An 18,931-nucleotide genomic window follows, 5' to 3' on the forward strand; every position below is an offset into this window, starting at 1 on the left:
TAAATTCTCTGTGAACTCTGTGTTCTCTGTGGCTAATTAAAAATCAATCAAATGCGCAGGGGGGTAAAAAATCATCGAGCATTTTCAACCATTTTCCGCGCATTTTCTCTCACTTTTGCGCGCATTTTTACCCATCTTTACCAATTTCTACCACTTTACACCCACCTAAAAACACCAACTTGCGCGTTTGGTGCTACCCCACGTTACCTAAAGCTCCTATTTTAATATCTCTTTCAACCTCTCCAACTCACCTTTTTTCATATGGTAGCTATGCCCGTCGTCTGGAAATTCGCCGCTCTGAACCTCTTTAGTATAATTCTTAAACGCCTCGATTGTCGCCTCCGCCGCATTGCCGTAACTCTTTGCAAACTTTGGATTTGGCCCCTGCCCCAGCCCTAAAATATCCGGCGCAATCAGTATCTGTCCGTCACAGCCCGCCCCCGCCCCGCAGCTTATCACCGGCACCTCGCTGCGGCCAGTTATAATCTCCGCCACCTCCGTCGCCGCCCCCTCGATTAACAGCATCGCCGCCCCTGCGTTAACCATTTGCTCAGCAAGACTTATAAGCTCCGCCGCCATCTCCGCGGTGGTCGCCTCCGCCTTGAGTTTCCCGATTTTGCTTATGCACTGAGGCCGAATCCCTATATGCGCCATGACCGCCATATTGGCGTCGCTAACTGCTTTAATTACATCGAGATACGCGCTGCTGACCTCGATTTTTATCATCTGCACCCCCGCCTCGACAACGAACCGCCCCGCGTTCTTCACCGCCTCGCTTATCCCGAGCTGATAGCTCAAAAACGGCATATCCGCCACCAGATACACGTTTGGCGCCCCGCGCCGCACCGCCGCCGTTATCGCTACCATAAAATCCATCGTCGCAGGCAGCGTCGAGTCGAAACCCAGCATATGCTGCGCCCCGGAATCACCCACTAATATCATCTGCACACCGGTTTGAGAGACCAGTTTGGCTGTGGTGTAGTCGTAACAGCTTACCGCAGCAATCTTTCGGCCCTCCCGTTTGGCCGCCAGCAAATCCGTAATCGTAATCTTTGTTTCCATATTTTCCCTTCTAAAAACCAAAGAACTAACAGCTGTTCAGTTAAAATATGTGAACATAATCGATTTAGCAAGCGTAAAATAATCTTAGTTTCAAGGCCAAATTCAGCGGTTTTTGGGGATAACAGCAAAAAATGGTGTTTTTCGCAATTAATGGATTGACTATTATTAAAAAAAGTGCTGTTTTCTTGCAAGTTTCCCTAAAGATTTCCTCACTGTCTATTCGATTTAATAGATAAAGGGGAAATAAAACAGCTTGGAGTTTAGGGTCGTTATCATATTGCTTTTCATCACCCTCCTCCGAAGCCAGATTCTGTCGTACAGGGATCTGGCTTTTTTTATCTACCCATTGTTAGTTAAAACAGGTAATTGCAGAGTGCTATGTAGCGTTAAACTGGGAAAAAGGGGTGAGAGAGACAGTTGAGCATATCATAATTGCGTAATCAGGCATCTTCAGCATCATTTCATAGGTTATACTTAATTATTGTTTGCCTCCAACACTGCGCAAAAAAACGCCAGCACATTTCTGCGCTGGCGTTTGACTACTAAAAACTTATCGTTAGTTGCGAATAATTAAGAACGTTTCCTGCGTAACAGGGCTAATCCACCTAAGCCTAACAGTGCAATTGTTGCCGGCTCAGGAGTAATCATGAGGCCGTTAATCGGCATATGCATGCTGCCTGCCCAGTCGGTAGGATCGATCCAGCCGTAAACTGTAACATAGCCAGTTGCCGAAGTAGTTACATAGAAATCAACCATGTTGTTCTCGGTGCCAACCAAATTGTTGTTATCGTTGATATATCCATCGGCCATCACGGAAGCTCTGCCGTATTCGGTTCCCATAGCATCAACCATGGCTTCAGGCATACCGGATGTACCATCGGTCATTTCTGTCGGGGCATAGCCATTCGGATAACCGTTGCTGGTCAGCCAGCTTGTCGGGTTAAGCGTGCTCCAAACTCCGAACTTTGATCGCGGATTGGCTGAATTTGCAGACCATACATTTGTCGCCTCAAAGGACCAGAGTTTTATCCGGTACTCAGTCTCGGGTGCCAGACCGCCGAGTGTGATCTTCAGGTAGTTCATACCGAACATCTTGGCAGTCGCATTGTATTCACCTGTACCGGCAACGAATGACAATCCGCCGCTGCGGCCGCGTGAACCGCCGTTGTTAGCGGGATCTTGGCCTGTTTTGTACGCATCGATTTCGATGGTTGGAATTTCCCAACTCTCCACGTAAAAAGGATTGTTTAAAGTCCCACTTACCGGACCAGTCCAAGAATAACCAGGGCCCCAGCCTTGCCAATCAGCTTTCGGCGCGCCGCCTTCAGTGATGTCAACAAGCAAAGGATTAGCAGCTCCAGCGGGTTCTTCGTCCTCGTTAAACCCGATATAGGCAGCCATTGCCGGCATGCACAGTGCAAGAACAACTAACGCTACAAATAACTTTTTACACATGCTTACTCCTCCTTCTTAATAGTTCAAAAAAGATTCAATTCTACTTTTTTGGCCACAAGCCAAAAAACACCATCTCGTGACTCGACACGCATCCATAATCCAGCACCGGGTGTGGATTCGACCGGTTACACACCGATCGACCGTCACTATATTATGTATGTATGGCTAACACGACTTTTTCGGAAATTGATTCATCCTCCTCCTTGGGAAGGACTTCTCAAAACCCGCAAATTCGCTTGATCATTCAAGTGTGATTCTACCAAATTACCCATTTCCTCGTCAAGAGAAATTCTGGCAAATTTCAGAAAAAATTTCCAGAAAACATGGCGTCACATAACTCATTTCCTTACAAAGCGTTACAAACACTTTAAATGGGCCTATGGCTAAATTTTCTACCCCCCCCCCCGACTATTCCCCAAATTCTTCTGCGGGCTTTGTAAAATAGAGAAGCTGCTTTACCATAATTGTTCGATTTCACTCACGCATGGGCCAATCCTTGCAAAAAAACTGGTTTCAGGTATATTATCCTTTGTTAAAATAAAGAAAGGATAATAATATGGCTGACACCGACGCCGTAAGGCAGGCCAAAAAGTTTTATGAGGATGTCCATACAGAAACGCATGGGTTTTTCCTCAAGGGAGCAAGCTCTTTAGATTGGGGAATGAAAAACCGGCTGTCACGGATATTCAATCCCGAGACAGGCAGGACGGTGATGCTGGCAATCGACCACGGATATTTCCAGGGACCTACCACCGGCCTAGAGCGAATAGATTTGAATATCGTGCCGCTGATGCCTTTTGCCGATGCCGTAATGCTCACTCGCGGAATTCTGCGAACCACAGTGCCTCCATGGCTGACCAAACCAATAGTGATGCGCTGCAGCGGCGGCCCCAGCATACTCAAGGAGCTCTCGGACGAACACTTGGCCGTTGACATCGAGGACGCTATTCGGATGAATGTCGCTGCTATTACGCTTCAGGTGTTTATCGGCGGCAAGTTCGAAAGCCGCTCTGTCCGCAATATGACCCGTTTGGTGGATATGGGTTTGCGATATGGCATCCCCACTATGGCCGTAACTGCGGTTGGCAAAGATATGGTGCGAGATGCAAAGTATTTTCGCCTGGCCTGCCGTATTTGTGCCGAGCTTGGCGCCCAGTTCGTAAAGACTTACTATGTGGAGGAAGGATTCGAGACGGTTACCGCTTCCTGCCCCGTGCCGATTGTTATGGCCGGCGGCAAAAAAATCCCAGAGCTTGACGCCCTGACAATGGCCTACAATGCCATTCAGGAAGGTGCTGCAGGCGTTGATATGGGCCGCAACATATTTCAGAGCGATGCGCCCGCAGCAATGATGCAGGCCGTCCGCAAAGTCGTGCACGAAAATCTAAAACCAAAAGAGGCCTTGAAATTATACGAAACGCTCAAAGTCGAAGAACAAAAAGCCAGATAATGAACGAACAATCACTCCAACTGAAAGACAAAGTCGCATTGATAACAGGTGCAGCCGGCGCTATCGGTTATGCCGTAGCGCAGGCGCTGCTGGTAAACGGCTGCCGCGTAGCGGCCAGCGACCTGCCCGGCCAAAAACTCGATGATTTTACGGCAGATTTGAAAAAACAATCGTCGGAGAATGTAATCGGCATTGGACTCGATGTTACCGACAAAGCGTCCGTAACAAGCGGTTTTCAATCAGTCATCGACGCCTGGGGCAAAATTAACATCGTAGTGATAAACGCCGGCATCGCACTGGTCTCAACCTTAATAGAGATGGATATCGAGGCCTTTCGCAGACTGGAAAAGGTAAACATAGAAGGGACGCTCCTTACGCTCGCCGAAGCTGGTCGGCGATTTATAAAACAGGCAACAGGAGGAGACATTATCATTATGTCCACCAAGAATGTTCCCTCTCCCAGCGCCGGCTTCGGGGCCTACAGCGCAACCAAAGCCGCCTGTCATCAATTAGGCCGAATCGCCAGTCTTGAATTTGCCCAATACGATGTTCGCGTGAATATGGTCGCACCCGATGCGGTGTTCTCGGAAGGCAAATACAAATCAGGCCTGTGGGAAACCGTCGGGGCCGACCGAATGAAAGTCAGGGGAATGAATGAAAAGCAGCTTCGCGAGTATTATCGCGACCGCAATCTGCTCAAGACAAGCATCACCGGCAGGGACGTGGCAAACGCGGTATTGTTTTTCGCCGCACGTCAAACACCAACTACCGGAGCTACAATTCCTGTGGACGGCGGCCTGCCGGATGCCGCACCGCGATAAAGCGGCAAAAAGATTATTCCTCCACTTCCGGACACGACATAATATAATCAACGCAATCGCTCAAATTAGCAGTGGCGACAGCAACGGTGCAATCAGCCGCTCCATAATAGAGATTAAGCTGATTTGTTTCTTTGTGAACAATAACACCGGTAGGAAACACCACTCCGCCTACGTCGCCGATGCGTTCATAAAGTTCGCGGGGCCCAAGAACCCACTCGTCGCTGCGGCGCAGAACTTTCCACGGCTCTTCCAAATCCAGCAGAGCTAATCCAACACGGTATATTTGCCCGGCAGTGGTGCTGCGGACACCGTGATAAAACAACATCCAGCCCTGCGCTGTTTCTATCGGCTGACAGGCAAGACCTACCCTGTGACAATCCCAGTAAGCCGAGCGTGTTGGAATCAGCAGTCTATGGTCGCCCCAGTGCTTCAAATCGGGAGAGAAACTAATCCACATATGGGCTTCACCGCGGACAATCGGCCTGTGAATTAATGCAAATCGTCCCTTGATTCTGCGAGGAAGCAAACATGAATCTTTATCTTCAGGTGGCAAAAGAGCACCGAGACGGGCAAAGGTCCTGAAATTTTTGGTAATCGCCAGCGAAACCACAGGGCCGCCCTCGCTGAAAGAGGTATATGTAATGCCGAACTGCTTCTGCTCTTCGAGCCAGATAATACGAGGGTCCTCCAGCCCCCACTTTTCCTCCCGGGAACTCTGGTCGGCCTCCATAGTTGGCGCAGAGTCAATTTCCCAGTCAGTGAATCCATCGGCGCTGCGTGCCACCGTCAAATGTGAGAAGCCGCGCATATCTTCAACGCGAACCAGCAGCAGTACCTCCGTATTTAACTTAACTGCAGCGGGATTAAAGACCGCATTTACAGGATAAGGCCAGATCTCCGGCGTTAGTATCGGATTACCTTCATATCTTTTGAAAAGCCCGTATGCCTTTTTTTGCCTTAAAAGATCGGCCATTGTTTCAGCCCCAAAATATAAAGGGATACTGTGAAATCTTTTTTACGTCGCCTACGTTTTAATCGGCAAGATAAGCAGCTTACCGTAAATTAAAATGCGAATTTTAATTATTGCCGCACAAAAATCCAATTGCTTTCAGGTCTGGTATAATAACAAACTCAGAATCGGCCGGTCAAGTCCGGAGGCTATTGACCGGCAATACTATTTCTGTTACCTTGTTCTGTCTGTAGGAGAACAGTTAAATGGAAATCGACCGTTTAATTCTCGGTGAGTACCAAACCAACTGTTACGTCCTGCGCGAAAATAAAACAGCCAAAGACTGCCTGATTATTGATACAGGTCTGGATGCCGATGAGCTTGTCGATTTTCTCCGGCAGCACAATTTAAATCCCATCGCCGCGGTTCTCACGCACGGCCACGCAGACCACATTACAGGCCTGGCTGCGTTAAGAAGCCGATTCCCGAACATAAAGGTTTACATCCACAAGCTCGATGCCGGAATGCTCACCGGAGAAAAAGATAGTCTCTACTCAATAGCGGGCGTATCGTTCAGCCCAGAACACGCTGACTTTACCGTAGAGGATGGAGACGTAATCAAGCAGACCAATATTAAGCTGGATGTCCTTCATACCCCCGGCCACACGCAGGGTGGCATTTGTCTCTATTCGAAAGATGATGGAATTATTTTTGCAGGTGATACTTTGTTTGCCGATTCGGTCGGCCGAACGGATTTCCCGGGCGGAAACGCCGCACAATTGATAAAGAGCATAAAGCAAAAACTCTGTTCCCTGCCCGATGAAACTATTGTTTATCCCGGCCACGGCCCGCAGACTACAATATCGCAGGAAAAAACACACAACCCCTTTCTGCAATAAATCCCCCCAATCATATCATTCGAAATTCCCGAAGTATTCCGGTTTGCCGTCATCGCTGTCGTAACGTGTCGTATCTTCCTCCTCCGCGTCGACTCTGATTCGTTCGATGCGCTCGGCCCGTTTGCTTATACTGTCGATGGTAACCAGAATCGCGCTCATTTTCACATCGCCGGTTGCTATTTCAAAAGGCACCGGCATCCGTGTCCTGAATGCCTTTAAGACATTCTCAACGCCTCGGCCAATCACCGAATCATAAGGGCCGGTCATCCCGATGTCGGTAATATACGCCGTGCCCTTAGGTAAAATTTTCTCGTCGGCCGTTACTACGTGCGTATGGGTGCCGAAAACACAACTCACCCTGCCGTCAAGATGATAGCCCATTGCAATCTTTTCGCTGGTGGCCTCAGCATGGAAGTCAACGAATATGACGTCGGCTTGCTGCTGAAGCTGCGGCAGAATCTTATCAATGGCATTATAGGGACAATCGGCCGGCTTCATAAACAAACGGCCTATCAGAGAAACGATACCTACGGTCGGTCCCTTGGCTGTCTTATAAATCCCAAAACTTCTGCCCGCGGCCAACTCAGAAAAATTCGCAGGACGGGCTATATTGTCCGTCGTCTCCAGCGTCGCAACAATCTCCCTTTTGCGGTAGGTATGGTCACCCAGTGTAATCAGGTTCACGCCGTATCTCAGCAGTTTGGTATATATTTGCGGAGTCAGACCAGAACCGCCGGCAGCGTTTTCTGCATTGGCTATCACGCAGTCGATACTTTGCTCTCTGACTAAAGACTTTAGTTTCTCGGCGAGGATTCGTCTGCCCGGCCTGCCTACAATATCACCGATACAAAGTACATTTATCTTCATAGTTCGTAATCACTCCGACCACCTGCTATTTCGCATACTCGATACAGCGGAGCTCTCGCAGCAGCGTTACTTGGATTTCGCCCGGATATGCCATTTCACTTTCAATCTTGTTGGCAATATCACGTGCGACTTTCATTGCCGATTCGTCATCAACTTTTTCGGCGTTCACGATTACACGTATTTCGCGGCCGGCCTGAATTGCATATGCGTTCTCAACGCCCTTAAAGCTGTTTGCTATCTCTTCCAGCTTCTCTAAGCGTTTTATATATCTTTCGAGTGTTTCTCTTCTGGTCCCGGGCCGCGACGCGCTAATCGCATCGGCCGCTGAAACCAGCGGAGTGTAAGGATTGTCCGCCGAGATGTCCCCGTGATGTCCTGCAACAGCGTTCAGAATAATAGGCGATTCGCTGAAACGCTTGAGAAAATTCGCGCCTATATCGGGGTGACTGCCCTCAACTTCGTGGTCAATGGCTTTGCCGATATCGTGAAGCAGTCCCGCGCGTCTGGCTATCGAGCCGTCCAGACCAAGCTCATCTGCCATTATCTGAGACAAAAATGCCACTTCAATGCTGTGCCTAAGCACATTTTGGCCGTAGCTTGTTCTGAAGCTCAAAGCTCCTATCAAACTGAGCACTCTATTGTTCAATCCTCGCACGTTGACCTCAACCGAGGCATCTTTGCCGAGCTGCAGGACCTTCTGGTTAACCTCTTTTTTGGTGTTTGCGACGAGCTCCTCGATCCGGGACGGATGGATTCGTCCGTCTTGTATCAGTCTTTCCATCGCAAGACGGGCAACTTCGCGCCTGACCGGGCTGAAGCCGCTTACAACAATCATTCCGGGCGTGTCATCGACAATCACATCAACGCCCGTGGCTTTCTCAAACGCACGAATATTTCGGCCTTCTCTGCCGATAATTCGGCCTTTCATATCATCATTTGGAATTTCAACCGTCGACACGGATATTTCGCACGTATGCTCAGCCGCATAACGCTGAATGGCGCAGCTGATTATTTCCCGGCTCTTGTCATCCGCTATCTCCGTGGCCTCTTCAACCTTGCGAGAAATCAGTCCGGACATCTCGTGCTCGCACTCATCTTCGAGCCGTTTCAGCAGCAGTTCCTTGGCATCTTCGACACCCATCCCGGCGATTTTAAGAAGCTGGTTCTTCTGCTGAGCCGTCAAAATCGAAAGCTGCTTTTCCTTGTTGTCGATATTGTGCAATCTTCTCTCTAACTCTTTTCCCTGTTGTTTTAATACCTTCTCCTGCTGCTGCAGAAATTCGGTCTGCCGGTCAAGGGCATCCTCGCGTTTGCTTAATCTCATTTCGGCCTCGTGCAACTCGGCACGAATCCGATTGGTCTCGCCGGCAAATTGCTCTTTTTTCTTGATGTTCTCAGCTGCAGCGTCTATTTGTGCAGTTCTAATTATGTTCTCAGCTTCCTTTTTGGCACCATCGATTTGTCTTTGCAGGTCCTCACGGAAGGTTTTGGCTTTGGCCCTGGTAATCATCTGGACAACCAGGATAGCTATGCCTATCCCTACAATAAAAGTACCGATTGGGACCAAAACAGACGGGAGGCCAATTTGCATCATTATGGCATCCATAATCCCTACCTTTCATTTGCAGTTACAAAATGTTCAAAGCATCACTCAATGGAGTTCTATTGTGGATCTTGCGGCAGGAAAGCTACAAAGAAATGACTGTGAATTACGAAATCCTTTTCGCCGAAGCGTAGAATCAATTACCGGGGGCCAGAAAGCTCATCGACTTGAGGTATCCTCGACCTTTTTCTCCCAAATTCATTGATTTTATGCTCAACACCAGCTTTTACACGCTGGCAGGCAAAACTTGTGTCAATTAGATTTCGTTTCACTCTTAATTCACTCTGTTTTCGCCGCTCCTCAATGCCCCTGATGCTTGTATCTTCGTCCGTCGCGGCGGTTCTCTGTAACCTAACTACCGTCAGAGAAAGGGCTTACACACACTTTCCCTTTTGATTGTCCCTTTACAAAGTAACAATAAACTCTATAAATAATACGGGACAATCCACAATCCTGTTCATCATGGTATATCGAATACTATGCTATAGTACTTTTGGTAATCGGTCAAGAAAAAAACAATATATAAAATTTCAAGGTTTTTGACGAAAATTTACATAACCACCTTGAGGAAAAGGGGTTATGAAATTTAAATAATCCTGCTTTTTGGCCTTTTGGGCCTGTTTCATATGCTTTTTACCAAAAACGTGCAAAAACGCATATTTTTCAACCAAAAAACTAATTGCCGTTTAAGGCAATCTGCGGATTGTTCATTCGCCGACCGATTTGCACCTGCCGGGAACAAAAGACTGAGCGACTTATAATAACTGAAAAGCGTTGCGATTTTTGCAATGGCCGAAACGATGGTTTCAGGATAATATATTGCAAACCTTAACCGGCTTAGTCTCCTTGACGGTTCTGGTGGTTTGGATTGTATCCTCTATAAGCTCGCATAAACAGAGCTTGTTAGGTAAACAGATGAGCGAAGAGCAAAAAAATTTAGAAATGGAAACAACCGAGAAGAAATTGCTTCGGCCGGCATTAATTGCCTCGGCCGAGACAATCTCTGAATATTCGATATTCTTAAAGCACCTGCTGGTAGGTCTGGTTGATGAATCGATCCCCACTGCTCTGATTTGTCCGCCGAATTGTAATCTGGGTTCTATCGTCCCCCCGTCGGTCCAGGTTATCAGGTACCCGACTTTTGACTTGCCTCTGTTCAAGCGGCAAAATAGAAACAAGCTCGTCGAGCAGCTCAACGATTTTAAACCGACCGTTCTGCACTGCCTGTGCCAGAGCGAAGCGCCTCTTGCCAGACAGTTGGCCTGGCGGCTGGATTTGCCTTATTTGCTGATGGTCACTTCACTGCAGAAACGATTTGGCCGGCTTTTTATTTCATCGAGCCGCTGCGCAAAAATCATTGTCCCCGCTGAAACCATTGCCGCTAACGTTGCCAAACTCTATCCTGCCTTCACCGACCGGATTAAGCGGATAAATATCGGTACCTTTACCTCAGAAACCAGCAGCTGTTTCCGCGAATCGCGATGGCTCGCAAGTATGGTAACGGCGCATCCGCTGGATAATGAAAGGGATTTCGAGAATCTATTCGGTGCGGTAAAACATCTCGCAATAGATGGATATGAATTTATGTTAGTGATATCAGGCAGCGGACGGGCGGAAAAGCAGGTGTGGAAATTGCTGACTGCACGCGGCCTTGCGCAAATTGTTACCTTTGTCCCCAGATTGGAGATGCTGCGCTCTGTTCTTGCAGCCGGAGATATCTTCATCCAGCCCAAGCCCAGCAATACCTTTAACCCTTTATTGCTCGAAGCGATGAGCGTCGGGGCGGCTGTCGCGGGCTGTAAGGGCGGAGTGGACGACTTGATTATAGAAGACAAAACCGCAATAGTCTTCGACCCAACTGATGAGCTTAGTATATATGGCACCTTGCAGAAGCTCTTCGACAGGCGCGAGCTGGCGCAGAAAATCGCCACAGCAGCACAGCAGTATTTGAGAGAAAATTACACCGTCAGCAATATGATTTCTTCCACCCTGCAGGCTTACCACGATGCGCAAACCTGGTTCAAACACCGTGGCCGCAGCAAACCGTAATCAGCAGGCAATCTTTTAATCTTTCACTTCCGCATCGGCAGACGAATCAATGACAGAGTCGATTGTCTTAAAAGGTTTTTTCCATTCTATCTTCCCTTCGGCGTTCTTTTGGTAGAATTCGAATTTGAAACCAGCGCTGTCCGATTGCGAAAAAGCCGGTTTGCCTTTGCTCGCGAAAACGCTGAAATGGATATATTCCTTGTAGAAAACGCTCGGGTCGCCGCCGGCAATCCCGACGCCAAAATCCGACCTTAAACGACCCCTAGCCAAAATGGGCAGGTCGTATCTGAAATATTCTTTTCCATCCGGCTGAATAACTACATACCAAAACTTTGCGTTGGGCTCTCCCACCGGCCCCATCCATCTGAAGCTCCAGGCATCAAAAGCTTCCGGCGCAGGCTCAGCGGATTTGAATGTTATATTATTGGAAGAGCCGGGTTCGTTCGTGTCAGATTTTTCCGCTTCGCTCTGTGCCTGATACTTTCTCATAAATTCCGCAATATCAGGGTAACCTTTACGCTCGGCTAAGACCGGCGGCGTTTCCCCGTCTTTACCTTTAGCATTGATGTCAGCCCCTCTGGCTAACAGCATCTCTACAATATCTTTATTACCGCCTGACGCGGCGTAATGCAGCGGTGTCTTGTCGTCCCGATCTTTGGCATTAACGTCGGCGCCTTTGGCGATAAGTAATTCCGCTATGTCTGGGCAATTCTCACCCATAGCCATAAGCAGTGGTGTATTTTTACTTTTGAAATTAACGCCGGCGCCTTTGGCAATAAGCAGCTCTGCCGCTTCCTTATGTTTTCCTGCTATCGCACCGAATAACGGATGTGGAAAACCAAACGATTCATTGCTTATACCAGCGCCTTTATTGATGAGTAATTCAGCTATATCCAAATGGCCTTTGAGTGCAGCCCAGTATAACGGTGTGGGTTTTGTGGGATAGCCGCCGTTAACATCCGCTCCCTTTTCAAGAAGAAATTTTACCGTTTCTGTCTGCCCATTGAGTGCTGCGATGTGCAACGGCATAAAATTACCTTGCGCAGCATTAATCATATTGGGGTCTTCCTCCAGAAAGACCTTGACCCGTTCAGTATCTCCCATGGCCGATGCCGAAACAATGTCCACTTTAGCGCCCTTGGTAAGAAGAAGATTTTTCATATCCTCATGATTGTCACCAATGGCAAATAATAAAGGCGTTATACCGGAAGAATTTTTTGCGTCTACGTCGGCCCCTTTGACGATAAGCATCTCGACAATATCCAAATCATCGAGCTTGACTGCGAAATGCAGCGGGGTCCAGCCGCCAGACATTTTTGCATTAACGTCGGCGCCTTTGGCAAGCAGCAGAGATACTATTTCCTTATATAATCCGGGATGGTCTGCTTTTTTTATCTTGTCTCTTACTTCCCCGCCGAACCACATTAATATGTTTTCATCCCCCTTGATGGCAGCAAAGTGTAGTGGCGCACCATTAATATCTTTCGGCCATTTGGCATTGACATCGGCGCCTTTGGCAATAAGAGCTTTCACTTCCTCCAGATTGCCTTCATAAACAGCTTTGTGCATCGCGAAACTTGCGCTATTGACATCTGTACTTTCCGCCGCTTGAAGCATCACGGGTGTGCCTGTCCCGGCAAAGACCAAGAGAACAATAAAAACACACACCGCAGAAAACAGGACTCGTCTCATTAAATACTCCCTCCAATCTCTTTCTATGTGATACAGGATATTCCCGAATTTAGACGTCCAAGCCGTAATCTTTCAGCGTTTGCCGCAGTAAAGCTTTTGTTTTTTCATCCAGCGGCGTCATCGGCAGGCGCAACTCTTCGGGGGCCATATTCAGCATCGCCATCGCCGCCTTGACGGGGATAGGGTTACTCGCCAGGCCGAGCATGTCCCTGCAAAGTGCAAAAAGCTTCTTGTGCCATTTCAGCGCCGAGGCGAAATCGCCTTCGAGGATTAAATCGGTCATCGCCTTTACGTCGGCAGGAACAATATTGGCCACCACGCTGATGACGCCCTTGCCTCCGACCGAACATATCGGCAGCGTAAGCGAATCATCACCCGAGATAATGGTCATATCGCATCGTGCCGCGATTTCACTGGCCATATCCAGCTTGCCGGTCGACTCTTTTATCGCGACGATATTTTCAACTTCAGCCAGCCGCACGACGGTATCCACCGTCAGGCCGTTCCCGCCGCACCGCCCGGGTATGTTGTACAACACTATCGGCAAATCCACCTCTTCCGCTAATACCTTGAAATGCTGATAAAAGCCTTCCTGCGTCGGCTTGTTGTAGTATGGGCAGACCTGTAGTGTTGCATCGGCGCCGACCTTTTTGGAAAATGCAGTCAGCTCGATGGCCTCAGCGGTCGAGTTTGAACCGGCGCCGGCGATTACCGGCACTCTGCCTCCAACCGATTTAACCACTCTTTCGATTACCTGCTTGTGCTCTTCGTGACTTAGTGTCGGCGATTCCCCCGTCGTGCCGCAGGGAGATATCGCGTCTATCCCGTTCTCCAGCTGAAAATCGATAAGCTCATCGAGCGTTTGAAAATCAACCTTACCGTTCTGAAAAGGCGTTACCAGCGCCACCATTGCCCCTGTGAACATCTTAACCTCCTGCATTTCTTTTTATCTTTTCTTATTCAGCACTTTCAAATATTCTTGAACCGTATTACTAAGTCCAGTCTCAAGAGCATCAGCTATCAGGGCGTGACCTATAGAAACTTCAAGCACGCCCGGGACTTCCGCAAGAAACCTTCCAAGGTTATCAAGGTTCAAATCGTGCCCGGCATTTACTCCCAGCCCCGCATCACAAGCGGCGCGGGCCGCATACGCGTATTGCTGTAAAATTTCGTCCACATCTTCGCCAGTCTGAAAAGCACTGGCGTATGGCTCCGTATACAGCTCGACACGGTCGGCGCCGATTTCCTTGGCCATCGTAACGCCGGCAGCATCGGCCGCCATAAAAAGACTAACGCGAATGCCCGCCGCTTGCAACTTCTTAATAATAGGAGTAAGTTTTTTCCCATCGGCCTTCAGGTTCCAGCCGTGGTCGGAAGTGTTCGCCTCCGGCGTATCAGGCACTAAAGTGGCCTGGCTCGGCCCAACCTCGCAGACAATCTCCATATATCTGCCGAGAAAAGGGTTGCCCTCTATATTGAATTCGACAGCGGTCGCTATCCTGGCCAGCTCATAAACATCCGCATATTTTATATGTCGTTCGTCCGGCCGGGGGTGAACCGTTATTCCATGCGCACCGGCCTTGATTACGGTCTTCGCTGCCCCTGTAACACTCGGTATCCCGATATCGCGCTGGTTCCGCAGCAATGCTATCTTATTTAGATTAACGCTTAGCTTTGTCATTTTTACTTCTGTATTATACCCCCGCCTCATCCTTCATCAATCAATTTTATCCGCCTGCAGCGGAACCTCTTGCCAAATCTGCTTTTTCCGGTTATATAACCACTATGAAATTAAGCTGGGCCAGCCGCATTACGATTGTTCGCATACTGCTGATAATTCCATTTGTCATTTGTATGCTAAAGATAAATAATCCCGCGCTCAGTGAGTCGGCGCAAGATGCGATGCGGTATGTTGCGACTTTTATTTTCCTGATTATGGCAACCAGCGACGCAATTGATGGGTTCCTTGCACGCAGGAACAAGCAAATCACGAAACTCGGGGCGTTTCTGGACCCGACAGCAGATAAGCTGCTTATGACTTCTGCCTGCCTGCTTTTAGCTTCGCAGCAGGGCCATGTCGAAGGTTTTCTACTGCCGCTGACAGTAGTGGTTTTGATAATCAGCAAAGACCTGCTTTTGCTGATTGGTTTTGTGATTATTTATTTTATCACCTTTCAGGTTCGCATCGTTCCTGTTTTTATCGGCAAGATTGCCACGGCCCTGCAATTGTCGATGGTAGCGGGAATTTTGATTGCTCCGGAAGTTTCTGCCTTTTTACCGCCCTGGATTTGGGTACTGCGCGTCCTATGGTGGTCAGCGGCGGGAACGGCTATTTTGGCGACTCTTATTTACATTCGCAACGGAAGTCGCTATATTGAGCAGCACGAACAAAAAAATGCATCTGGGCAAGCGTGAAAGCGAAATACCAGATACGCTACACAAAATACGAATATGGCGATACAATTCAGTGAAATACCGGAAATTTTGGAAGACCTTCGCAAGGGAAGGATGGTTGTCCTTGTCGATGCCGAAGACCGTGAGAACGAAGGAGACCTCGTTTGCGCCGCCGAGAAGGTAACGCCGGAGATTATTAACTTTATGGCCAAATTCGGTCGCGGCCTCATCTGCCTGCCGTTGACAGCAGAGAAATGTGATTCGCTTGGTCTTTATCCTCAGACGATTGAAAACACAGCCCGCTTCGAAACGGCCTTCACCGTCAGTATCGACGCCGCCGAAGGTATAACTACAGGTATTAGCGCAGCAGATAGAGCGCAGACAATTCAGATAGCAATCGCTGACAACTCGAAAGCCGCCGACCTTGTTCGTCCCGGCCACATCTTTCCGCTCCGCGCGCGTAAGGGCGGCGTATTAGTCCGCGCCGGTCAAACTGAAGGTGCCGTTGACCTTGCTCGGCTGGCGGGATTAACGCCCGCCGGCGTCATCTGCGAAGTCATGAACGAGGACGGCTCAATGGCTCGTGTCCCGCAGCTGCTCGAATTCTGCGAAAAACATAATCTTAAAATCGCTTCCATTGCGAAACTCGTCGAATACCGTCTCCAGAGCGAAAGCCAAATCAAACGAATCGAGACCGTAGCTTTGCCTACTGACTACGGAGAATTTAAACTCGTCGCTTACCAGAGCGTAACTTCTCCGGAACCGCACCTCGCCTTATGCAAAGGCGGCGTCGGCGAGCTCGATGAAACCGGCTCGCCCGTCGAACATACAGACCCCGTCCTCGTAAGAGTCCATTCCGAATGTATGACCGGCGACCTCTTTCATTCGCAACGATGCGAATGCGGCTATCAGTTGATAACCGCGATGGAAATGATTGAAAAGGCCGGTAAGGGTGCCCTGATTTACCTCCGCCAGGAAGGCAGAGGCATCGGCCTGACGAATAAGCTGCGGGCATACAAACTTCAGGAACAGGGACTCGATACCGTTGATGCTAATCTGAAACTGGGCTTCTCTGCCGATAAACGTGACTACGGAATCGGCGCGCAAATCTGCCGCGACTTGGGGCTCAGAAAAATACGAATACTCACCAACAACCCGAAGAAAATAAGCCGCCTCGAAGTTTACGGCATAAAAATTGTCGAGCAGGTCCCCTTAAAGGCCAGGCCCGGCAAGCACAATATCGACTATCTCAGAACAAAAAAATACCGTTTCGGTCATATCCTTGATGAGGACTTGTAACTCTATGAAAGTAGCTGCTGTAGCACAAATGTTTTTGTTGCTTCTATGCGTGACAGGTTGCGGAACTGTGAACACCGAATTGTCCCCGAAAGCTGATAGCGGCTTAAACCACCTATCTGCATACGGCCCGGTGAAAATCGATATTATGCCGCTGACCGAATTCACCGCCGCCGATGACGAAGAACCGTCAAAAATAAAAGTCTATGTGAGTCTGCTGGATGCATTCGATTGCCAGATAAAAACACCGGCGGTATTTCGCTTTGAGCTATACGACAGAGTTTCACACTCCGCCGAACCCAAGGGTAAAAGAATTATTATTTGGCCGGACATCAATTTGAATGATGCGGCCAAAAACAACGAGCATTGGATGGATTTCTTAAGGACCTACGAATTCGATTTGCCTCTCGAGCCGAAAACCAACAAAAGCTGCATATTACAGGTAACAGCCCTGTGCCCGGGCGGAAAGAGGCTTTCTGCCGATTTTACCCTTAAATAACGATTTTTTGCGTATTTTTTACAGGAACCCTTTAGACCGATAATGGTCTAAATTAGGAGAAAAGGCGTGACCGAAACTGCAAATATCAACACCGATGATGCAATCCTCGTTCAGCAGTGCCAAATGGGCGATTCCGAGGCGGCCGAAAGGCTTATTCGAAAGTATCAGAGTCGGATATATAACGCCATTTTTAGAATATGTGCGAATCCAGACGATGCCGCGGAACTTACGCAGGATACGTTTGTCAAAATAATAGAGAATATTGATAATTTCCAGGGCAGAAGCAGCTTTTACACCTGGGCATTTAGAATCGGCGTTAATCTTACCCTGAACTACTGTCAGAGAAACGCCAAACTGGGGCTTAAAAGCCTCGACGCCGAGGATAGCAGCGATGACGATGCTAAAGGGGTGCTGAAGAATTTTTTGACCGATAGTAGTTTGCCCGACCCCGCTGCCGTGGCCCAGAACAAGGAGTTGTGCGGATTAGTTACAAAGGCCCTTGGAAAACTGGATGATGCTCATCGGGCCGTTATTGTCTTAAGGGATATTGAAGGTATGAATTACGCTCAGATTGCAGAAGTCCTTGACATCGAGTTAGGCACAGTTAGAAGCAGGCTCAGCAGGGCCAGGACCAGTCTGAGAGAGGTTATGGAGGCTTTAATATAATGAGCCAGAATGAAATTCCAAATCTTGATGAACTGCTCAACAGCTTCCTCGATGGCGAGCTGGACCAGAGGCATCAGACCGAGGTTCAGCGATTGATAGACCACGATAATAAAATTGCCGAACGCCTGCAGGCGCTTCGGAACTGTAAAAGATTAGTTAATTCGTTGCCCTACGCCGAGGCTCCGGATGGGATGCTGGAGAATATCAAAGCAAAATTGCAAGAAAAGGAAACCCCTGTCCCCGCTGCCCCCTCTTCGACTCACAGGCAGCGTCAGGGAGCAAGACATTTGTTTGTGCGCAGACTTACCGCCGCTACCGCTATGTTCGGATTAGTAGCTGTTTTCGCGGCGGTGATTTATTCGATACTTGCCCCACAAGCGGTGGATACGCAGGTTGCTTTTGAGCAGCCCGTGAAAATTCAGCCGCGGGAAGCCGCTATTGTTGAAAAACCAGTAAAATTTACAGCCCGGCTGGAATTGAAAACGGGTAGTCTCCCAGAAGTTGCGGCTTTCCTAAACAAAGCGATTGAGTTCAATATTCCTTCGGGCGAGTTCGTCGCCGCCTCCCCTGACAAGCTGCAGGATTCGCACGTCCTCGCCTGCAACCGGCAGAATTTAAAGGTCCTCTTAGATGACTTGGGAACTATCTGGGACAAACTCGATTCGGCGACATTAATTATTGATACCGGCCGGCCGCAAGGGCAAATTGTGGTTAGCGCAATCGCTCCTGAGCAGATTATCGAAATCGCCGCACAGAAAGATTCCCAGTCGCAAATCAAAACGGCTCAGTTCTTCGCCGCGATGAACAATATGGCTGAATTAACACCCGGCAAAGAGGTGATGGTCGCCATTAATGATAGTGCTCCTCGTCTGATGACTATACCAAAGCCGGTTTTAACATCGAATGATAAGCCGGCCGTGAAACCATCTGCCCAAACCGAAGACAGCCAGAAAATCAATCTGACTATTACAGTCGTAGAATAGTAATGATACCCAATAAATGTTGTACCCCCCCTAATTCGCATCGTGCGGGTTAGGGGGCTCCCCCTTTTAAAGTCCCCCGTTGTCTTCAATACGGAATTCCTTATTGGTTAGCCCCCAGCTTCCAACTTTTTGCATCTAAGCGGTTTTGGCGACATGGTCAAGTCTCCATAAATGGTAAAGAATCATTTTTCCTCGGACCCAAAGTCTGACCCTAAATAGTGTTCTGACCCAATGGGGCAACGGCTT

17 protein-coding genes are annotated in these 18,931 nt (G+C 48.7%); 9 read left to right on the top strand and 8 right to left on the bottom strand.

Annotated elements, in window-relative coordinates; genetic code table 11:
* Positions 1–216: 216 nt before the first annotated feature.
* A complete protein-coding gene (panB, locus tag PHG53_10200) occupies positions 217–1,062 on the bottom strand; it encodes a 3-methyl-2-oxobutanoate hydroxymethyltransferase (protein MDD5381989.1) in 846 nt (281 codons plus the stop codon).
* 570 nt (positions 1,063–1,632) lie between these two features.
* On the bottom strand, positions 1,633–2,517 hold the full coding sequence (locus tag PHG53_10205; protein MDD5381990.1) for a PEP-CTERM sorting domain-containing protein: 885 nt from the start codon (positions 2,515–2,517) through the stop codon (positions 1,633–1,635).
* 556 nt (positions 2,518–3,073) lie between these two features.
* Between PHG53_10205 and lsrF the strand changes: the two genes are divergently transcribed.
* Both lsrF and PHG53_10215 read left to right on the top strand, forming a co-directional pair.
* Positions 3,074–3,967, top strand: a complete 894-nt coding sequence (gene lsrF, locus PHG53_10210) for a 3-hydroxy-5-phosphonooxypentane-2,4-dione thiolase (protein MDD5381991.1) — start codon at positions 3,074–3,076, stop codon at positions 3,965–3,967.
* Entirely contained in the window at positions 3,967–4,788 is an 822-nt protein-coding gene (locus PHG53_10215; GenBank protein ID MDD5381992.1) for an SDR family oxidoreductase, read from the top strand. Before lsrF ends, PHG53_10215 begins: the two co-directional genes overlap by 1 nt.
* A gap of 13 nt (positions 4,789–4,801) precedes the next feature.
* Here the strand turns inward: PHG53_10215 and PHG53_10220 are convergent, their stop codons facing one another.
* On the bottom strand, positions 4,802–5,761 hold the full coding sequence (locus PHG53_10220; GenBank protein MDD5381993.1) for a glycosidase: 960 nt from the start codon (positions 5,759–5,761) through the stop codon (positions 4,802–4,804).
* 242 nt (positions 5,762–6,003) lie between these two features.
* On the opposite strand from PHG53_10220, the gene PHG53_10225 reads away from it, so the two are divergent.
* Positions 6,004–6,636, top strand: a complete 633-nt coding sequence (locus tag PHG53_10225; GenBank protein ID MDD5381994.1) for an MBL fold metallo-hydrolase — start codon at positions 6,004–6,006, stop codon at positions 6,634–6,636.
* Positions 6,637–6,651: 15 nt separating this feature from the next.
* On the opposite strand, the gene PHG53_10230 is transcribed toward PHG53_10225, so the two are convergent.
* Both PHG53_10230 and rny read right to left on the bottom strand, forming a co-directional pair.
* On the bottom strand, positions 6,652–7,497 hold the full coding sequence (locus PHG53_10230) for a TIGR00282 family metallophosphoesterase (protein MDD5381995.1): 846 nt from the start codon (positions 7,495–7,497) through the stop codon (positions 6,652–6,654).
* 31 nt (positions 7,498–7,528) lie between these two features.
* A complete protein-coding gene (rny, locus tag PHG53_10235; GenBank protein ID MDD5381996.1) occupies positions 7,529–9,109 on the bottom strand; it encodes a ribonuclease Y in 1,581 nt (526 codons plus the stop codon).
* A gap of 912 nt (positions 9,110–10,021) precedes the next feature.
* Here rny and PHG53_10240 point away from each other — a divergent pair.
* A complete protein-coding gene (locus tag PHG53_10240; GenBank protein MDD5381997.1) occupies positions 10,022–11,155 on the top strand; it encodes a glycosyltransferase family 4 protein in 1,134 nt (377 codons plus the stop codon).
* A gap of 15 nt (positions 11,156–11,170) precedes the next feature.
* Here PHG53_10240 and PHG53_10245 read toward each other — a convergent pair whose 3' ends face one another.
* The 3 genes from PHG53_10245 to PHG53_10255 are packed head-to-tail and all read right to left on the bottom strand — an operon-like array spanning position 11,171 to position 14,528.
* Positions 11,171–12,847, bottom strand: coding sequence for an ankyrin repeat domain-containing protein (locus PHG53_10245; GenBank protein MDD5381998.1), 1,677 nt, complete (start codon positions 12,845–12,847; stop codon positions 11,171–11,173).
* Between the two features lie 49 nt (positions 12,848–12,896).
* A complete protein-coding gene (gene dapA, locus PHG53_10250) occupies positions 12,897–13,772 on the bottom strand; it encodes a 4-hydroxy-tetrahydrodipicolinate synthase (protein ID MDD5381999.1) in 876 nt (291 codons plus the stop codon).
* 21 nt (positions 13,773–13,793) lie between these two features.
* Positions 13,794–14,528: a pyridoxine 5'-phosphate synthase gene (locus tag PHG53_10255; GenBank protein ID MDD5382000.1), complete on the bottom strand. Its 735-nt coding sequence runs from the start codon at positions 14,526–14,528 to the stop codon at positions 13,794–13,796.
* Positions 14,529–14,632: 104 nt separating this feature from the next.
* Here PHG53_10255 and PHG53_10260 point away from each other — a divergent pair, with 104 nt between their 5' ends.
* The 5 genes from PHG53_10260 (at position 14,633) to PHG53_10280 (ending at position 18,685) form a co-directional block, all read left to right on the top strand.
* The gene (locus tag PHG53_10260; GenBank protein MDD5382001.1) at positions 14,633–15,262 is read left to right on the top strand and encodes a CDP-alcohol phosphatidyltransferase family protein; all 630 of its coding nucleotides are present in this window, start codon (positions 14,633–14,635) and stop codon (positions 15,260–15,262) included.
* 42 nt (positions 15,263–15,304) lie between these two features.
* Positions 15,305–16,540, top strand: coding sequence for a bifunctional 3,4-dihydroxy-2-butanone-4-phosphate synthase/GTP cyclohydrolase II (locus PHG53_10265; GenBank protein MDD5382002.1), 1,236 nt, complete (start codon positions 15,305–15,307; stop codon positions 16,538–16,540).
* Between the two features lie 4 nt (positions 16,541–16,544).
* Complete coding sequence (locus PHG53_10270; protein MDD5382003.1) at positions 16,545–17,036, top strand: hypothetical protein; 492 nt, start codon at positions 16,545–16,547, stop codon at positions 17,034–17,036.
* Between the two features lie 66 nt (positions 17,037–17,102).
* Complete coding sequence (locus tag PHG53_10275; protein ID MDD5382004.1) at positions 17,103–17,702, top strand: sigma-70 family RNA polymerase sigma factor; 600 nt, start codon at positions 17,103–17,105, stop codon at positions 17,700–17,702.
* On the top strand, positions 17,702–18,685 hold the full coding sequence (locus tag PHG53_10280) for a hypothetical protein (GenBank protein ID MDD5382005.1): 984 nt from the start codon (positions 17,702–17,704) through the stop codon (positions 18,683–18,685). The genes PHG53_10275 and PHG53_10280 overlap by 1 nt, the downstream gene beginning before the upstream one ends.
* Positions 18,686–18,931 lie beyond the last annotated feature (246 nt).

It is taken from the genome of Phycisphaerae bacterium (assembly GCA_028714855.1).
Lineage (GTDB): Bacteria > Planctomycetota > Phycisphaerae > Sedimentisphaerales > Anaerobacaceae > CAIYOL01.

Bases quoted from the DNA above. Each gene is read 5' to 3' on its own strand.
- lsrF (MDD5381991.1), top strand. From the start codon at position 3,074: ATGGCTGACACCGACGCCGTAAGGCAGGCCAAAAAGTTTTATGAGGAT.
- PHG53_10205 (MDD5381990.1), bottom strand. From the start codon at position 2,517: ATGTGTAAAAAGTTATTTGTAGCGTTAGTTGTTCTTGCACTGTGCATG.
- PHG53_10270 (MDD5382003.1), top strand. From the start codon at position 16,545: ATGAAAGTAGCTGCTGTAGCACAAATGTTTTTGTTGCTTCTATGCGTG.
- PHG53_10255 (MDD5382000.1), bottom strand. From the start codon at position 14,528: ATGACAAAGCTAAGCGTTAATCTAAATAAGATAGCATTGCTGCGGAAC.
- panB (MDD5381989.1), bottom strand. From the start codon at position 1,062: ATGGAAACAAAGATTACGATTACGGATTTGCTGGCGGCCAAACGGGAG.
- dapA (MDD5381999.1), bottom strand. From the start codon at position 13,772: ATGTTCACAGGGGCAATGGTGGCGCTGGTAACGCCTTTTCAGAACGGT.
- PHG53_10225 (MDD5381994.1), top strand. From the start codon at position 6,004: ATGGAAATCGACCGTTTAATTCTCGGTGAGTACCAAACCAACTGTTAC.
- PHG53_10245 (MDD5381998.1), bottom strand. From the start codon at position 12,847: ATGAGACGAGTCCTGTTTTCTGCGGTGTGTGTTTTTATTGTTCTCTTG.
- PHG53_10215 (MDD5381992.1), top strand. From the start codon at position 3,967: ATGAACGAACAATCACTCCAACTGAAAGACAAAGTCGCATTGATAACA.
- PHG53_10240 (MDD5381997.1), top strand. From the start codon at position 10,022: ATGAGCGAAGAGCAAAAAAATTTAGAAATGGAAACAACCGAGAAGAAA.
- PHG53_10260 (MDD5382001.1), top strand. From the start codon at position 14,633: ATGAAATTAAGCTGGGCCAGCCGCATTACGATTGTTCGCATACTGCTG.
- rny (MDD5381996.1), bottom strand. From the start codon at position 9,109: ATGGATGCCATAATGATGCAAATTGGCCTCCCGTCTGTTTTGGTCCCA.
- PHG53_10220 (MDD5381993.1), bottom strand. From the start codon at position 5,761: ATGGCCGATCTTTTAAGGCAAAAAAAGGCATACGGGCTTTTCAAAAGA.
- PHG53_10280 (MDD5382005.1), top strand. From the start codon at position 17,702: ATGAGCCAGAATGAAATTCCAAATCTTGATGAACTGCTCAACAGCTTC.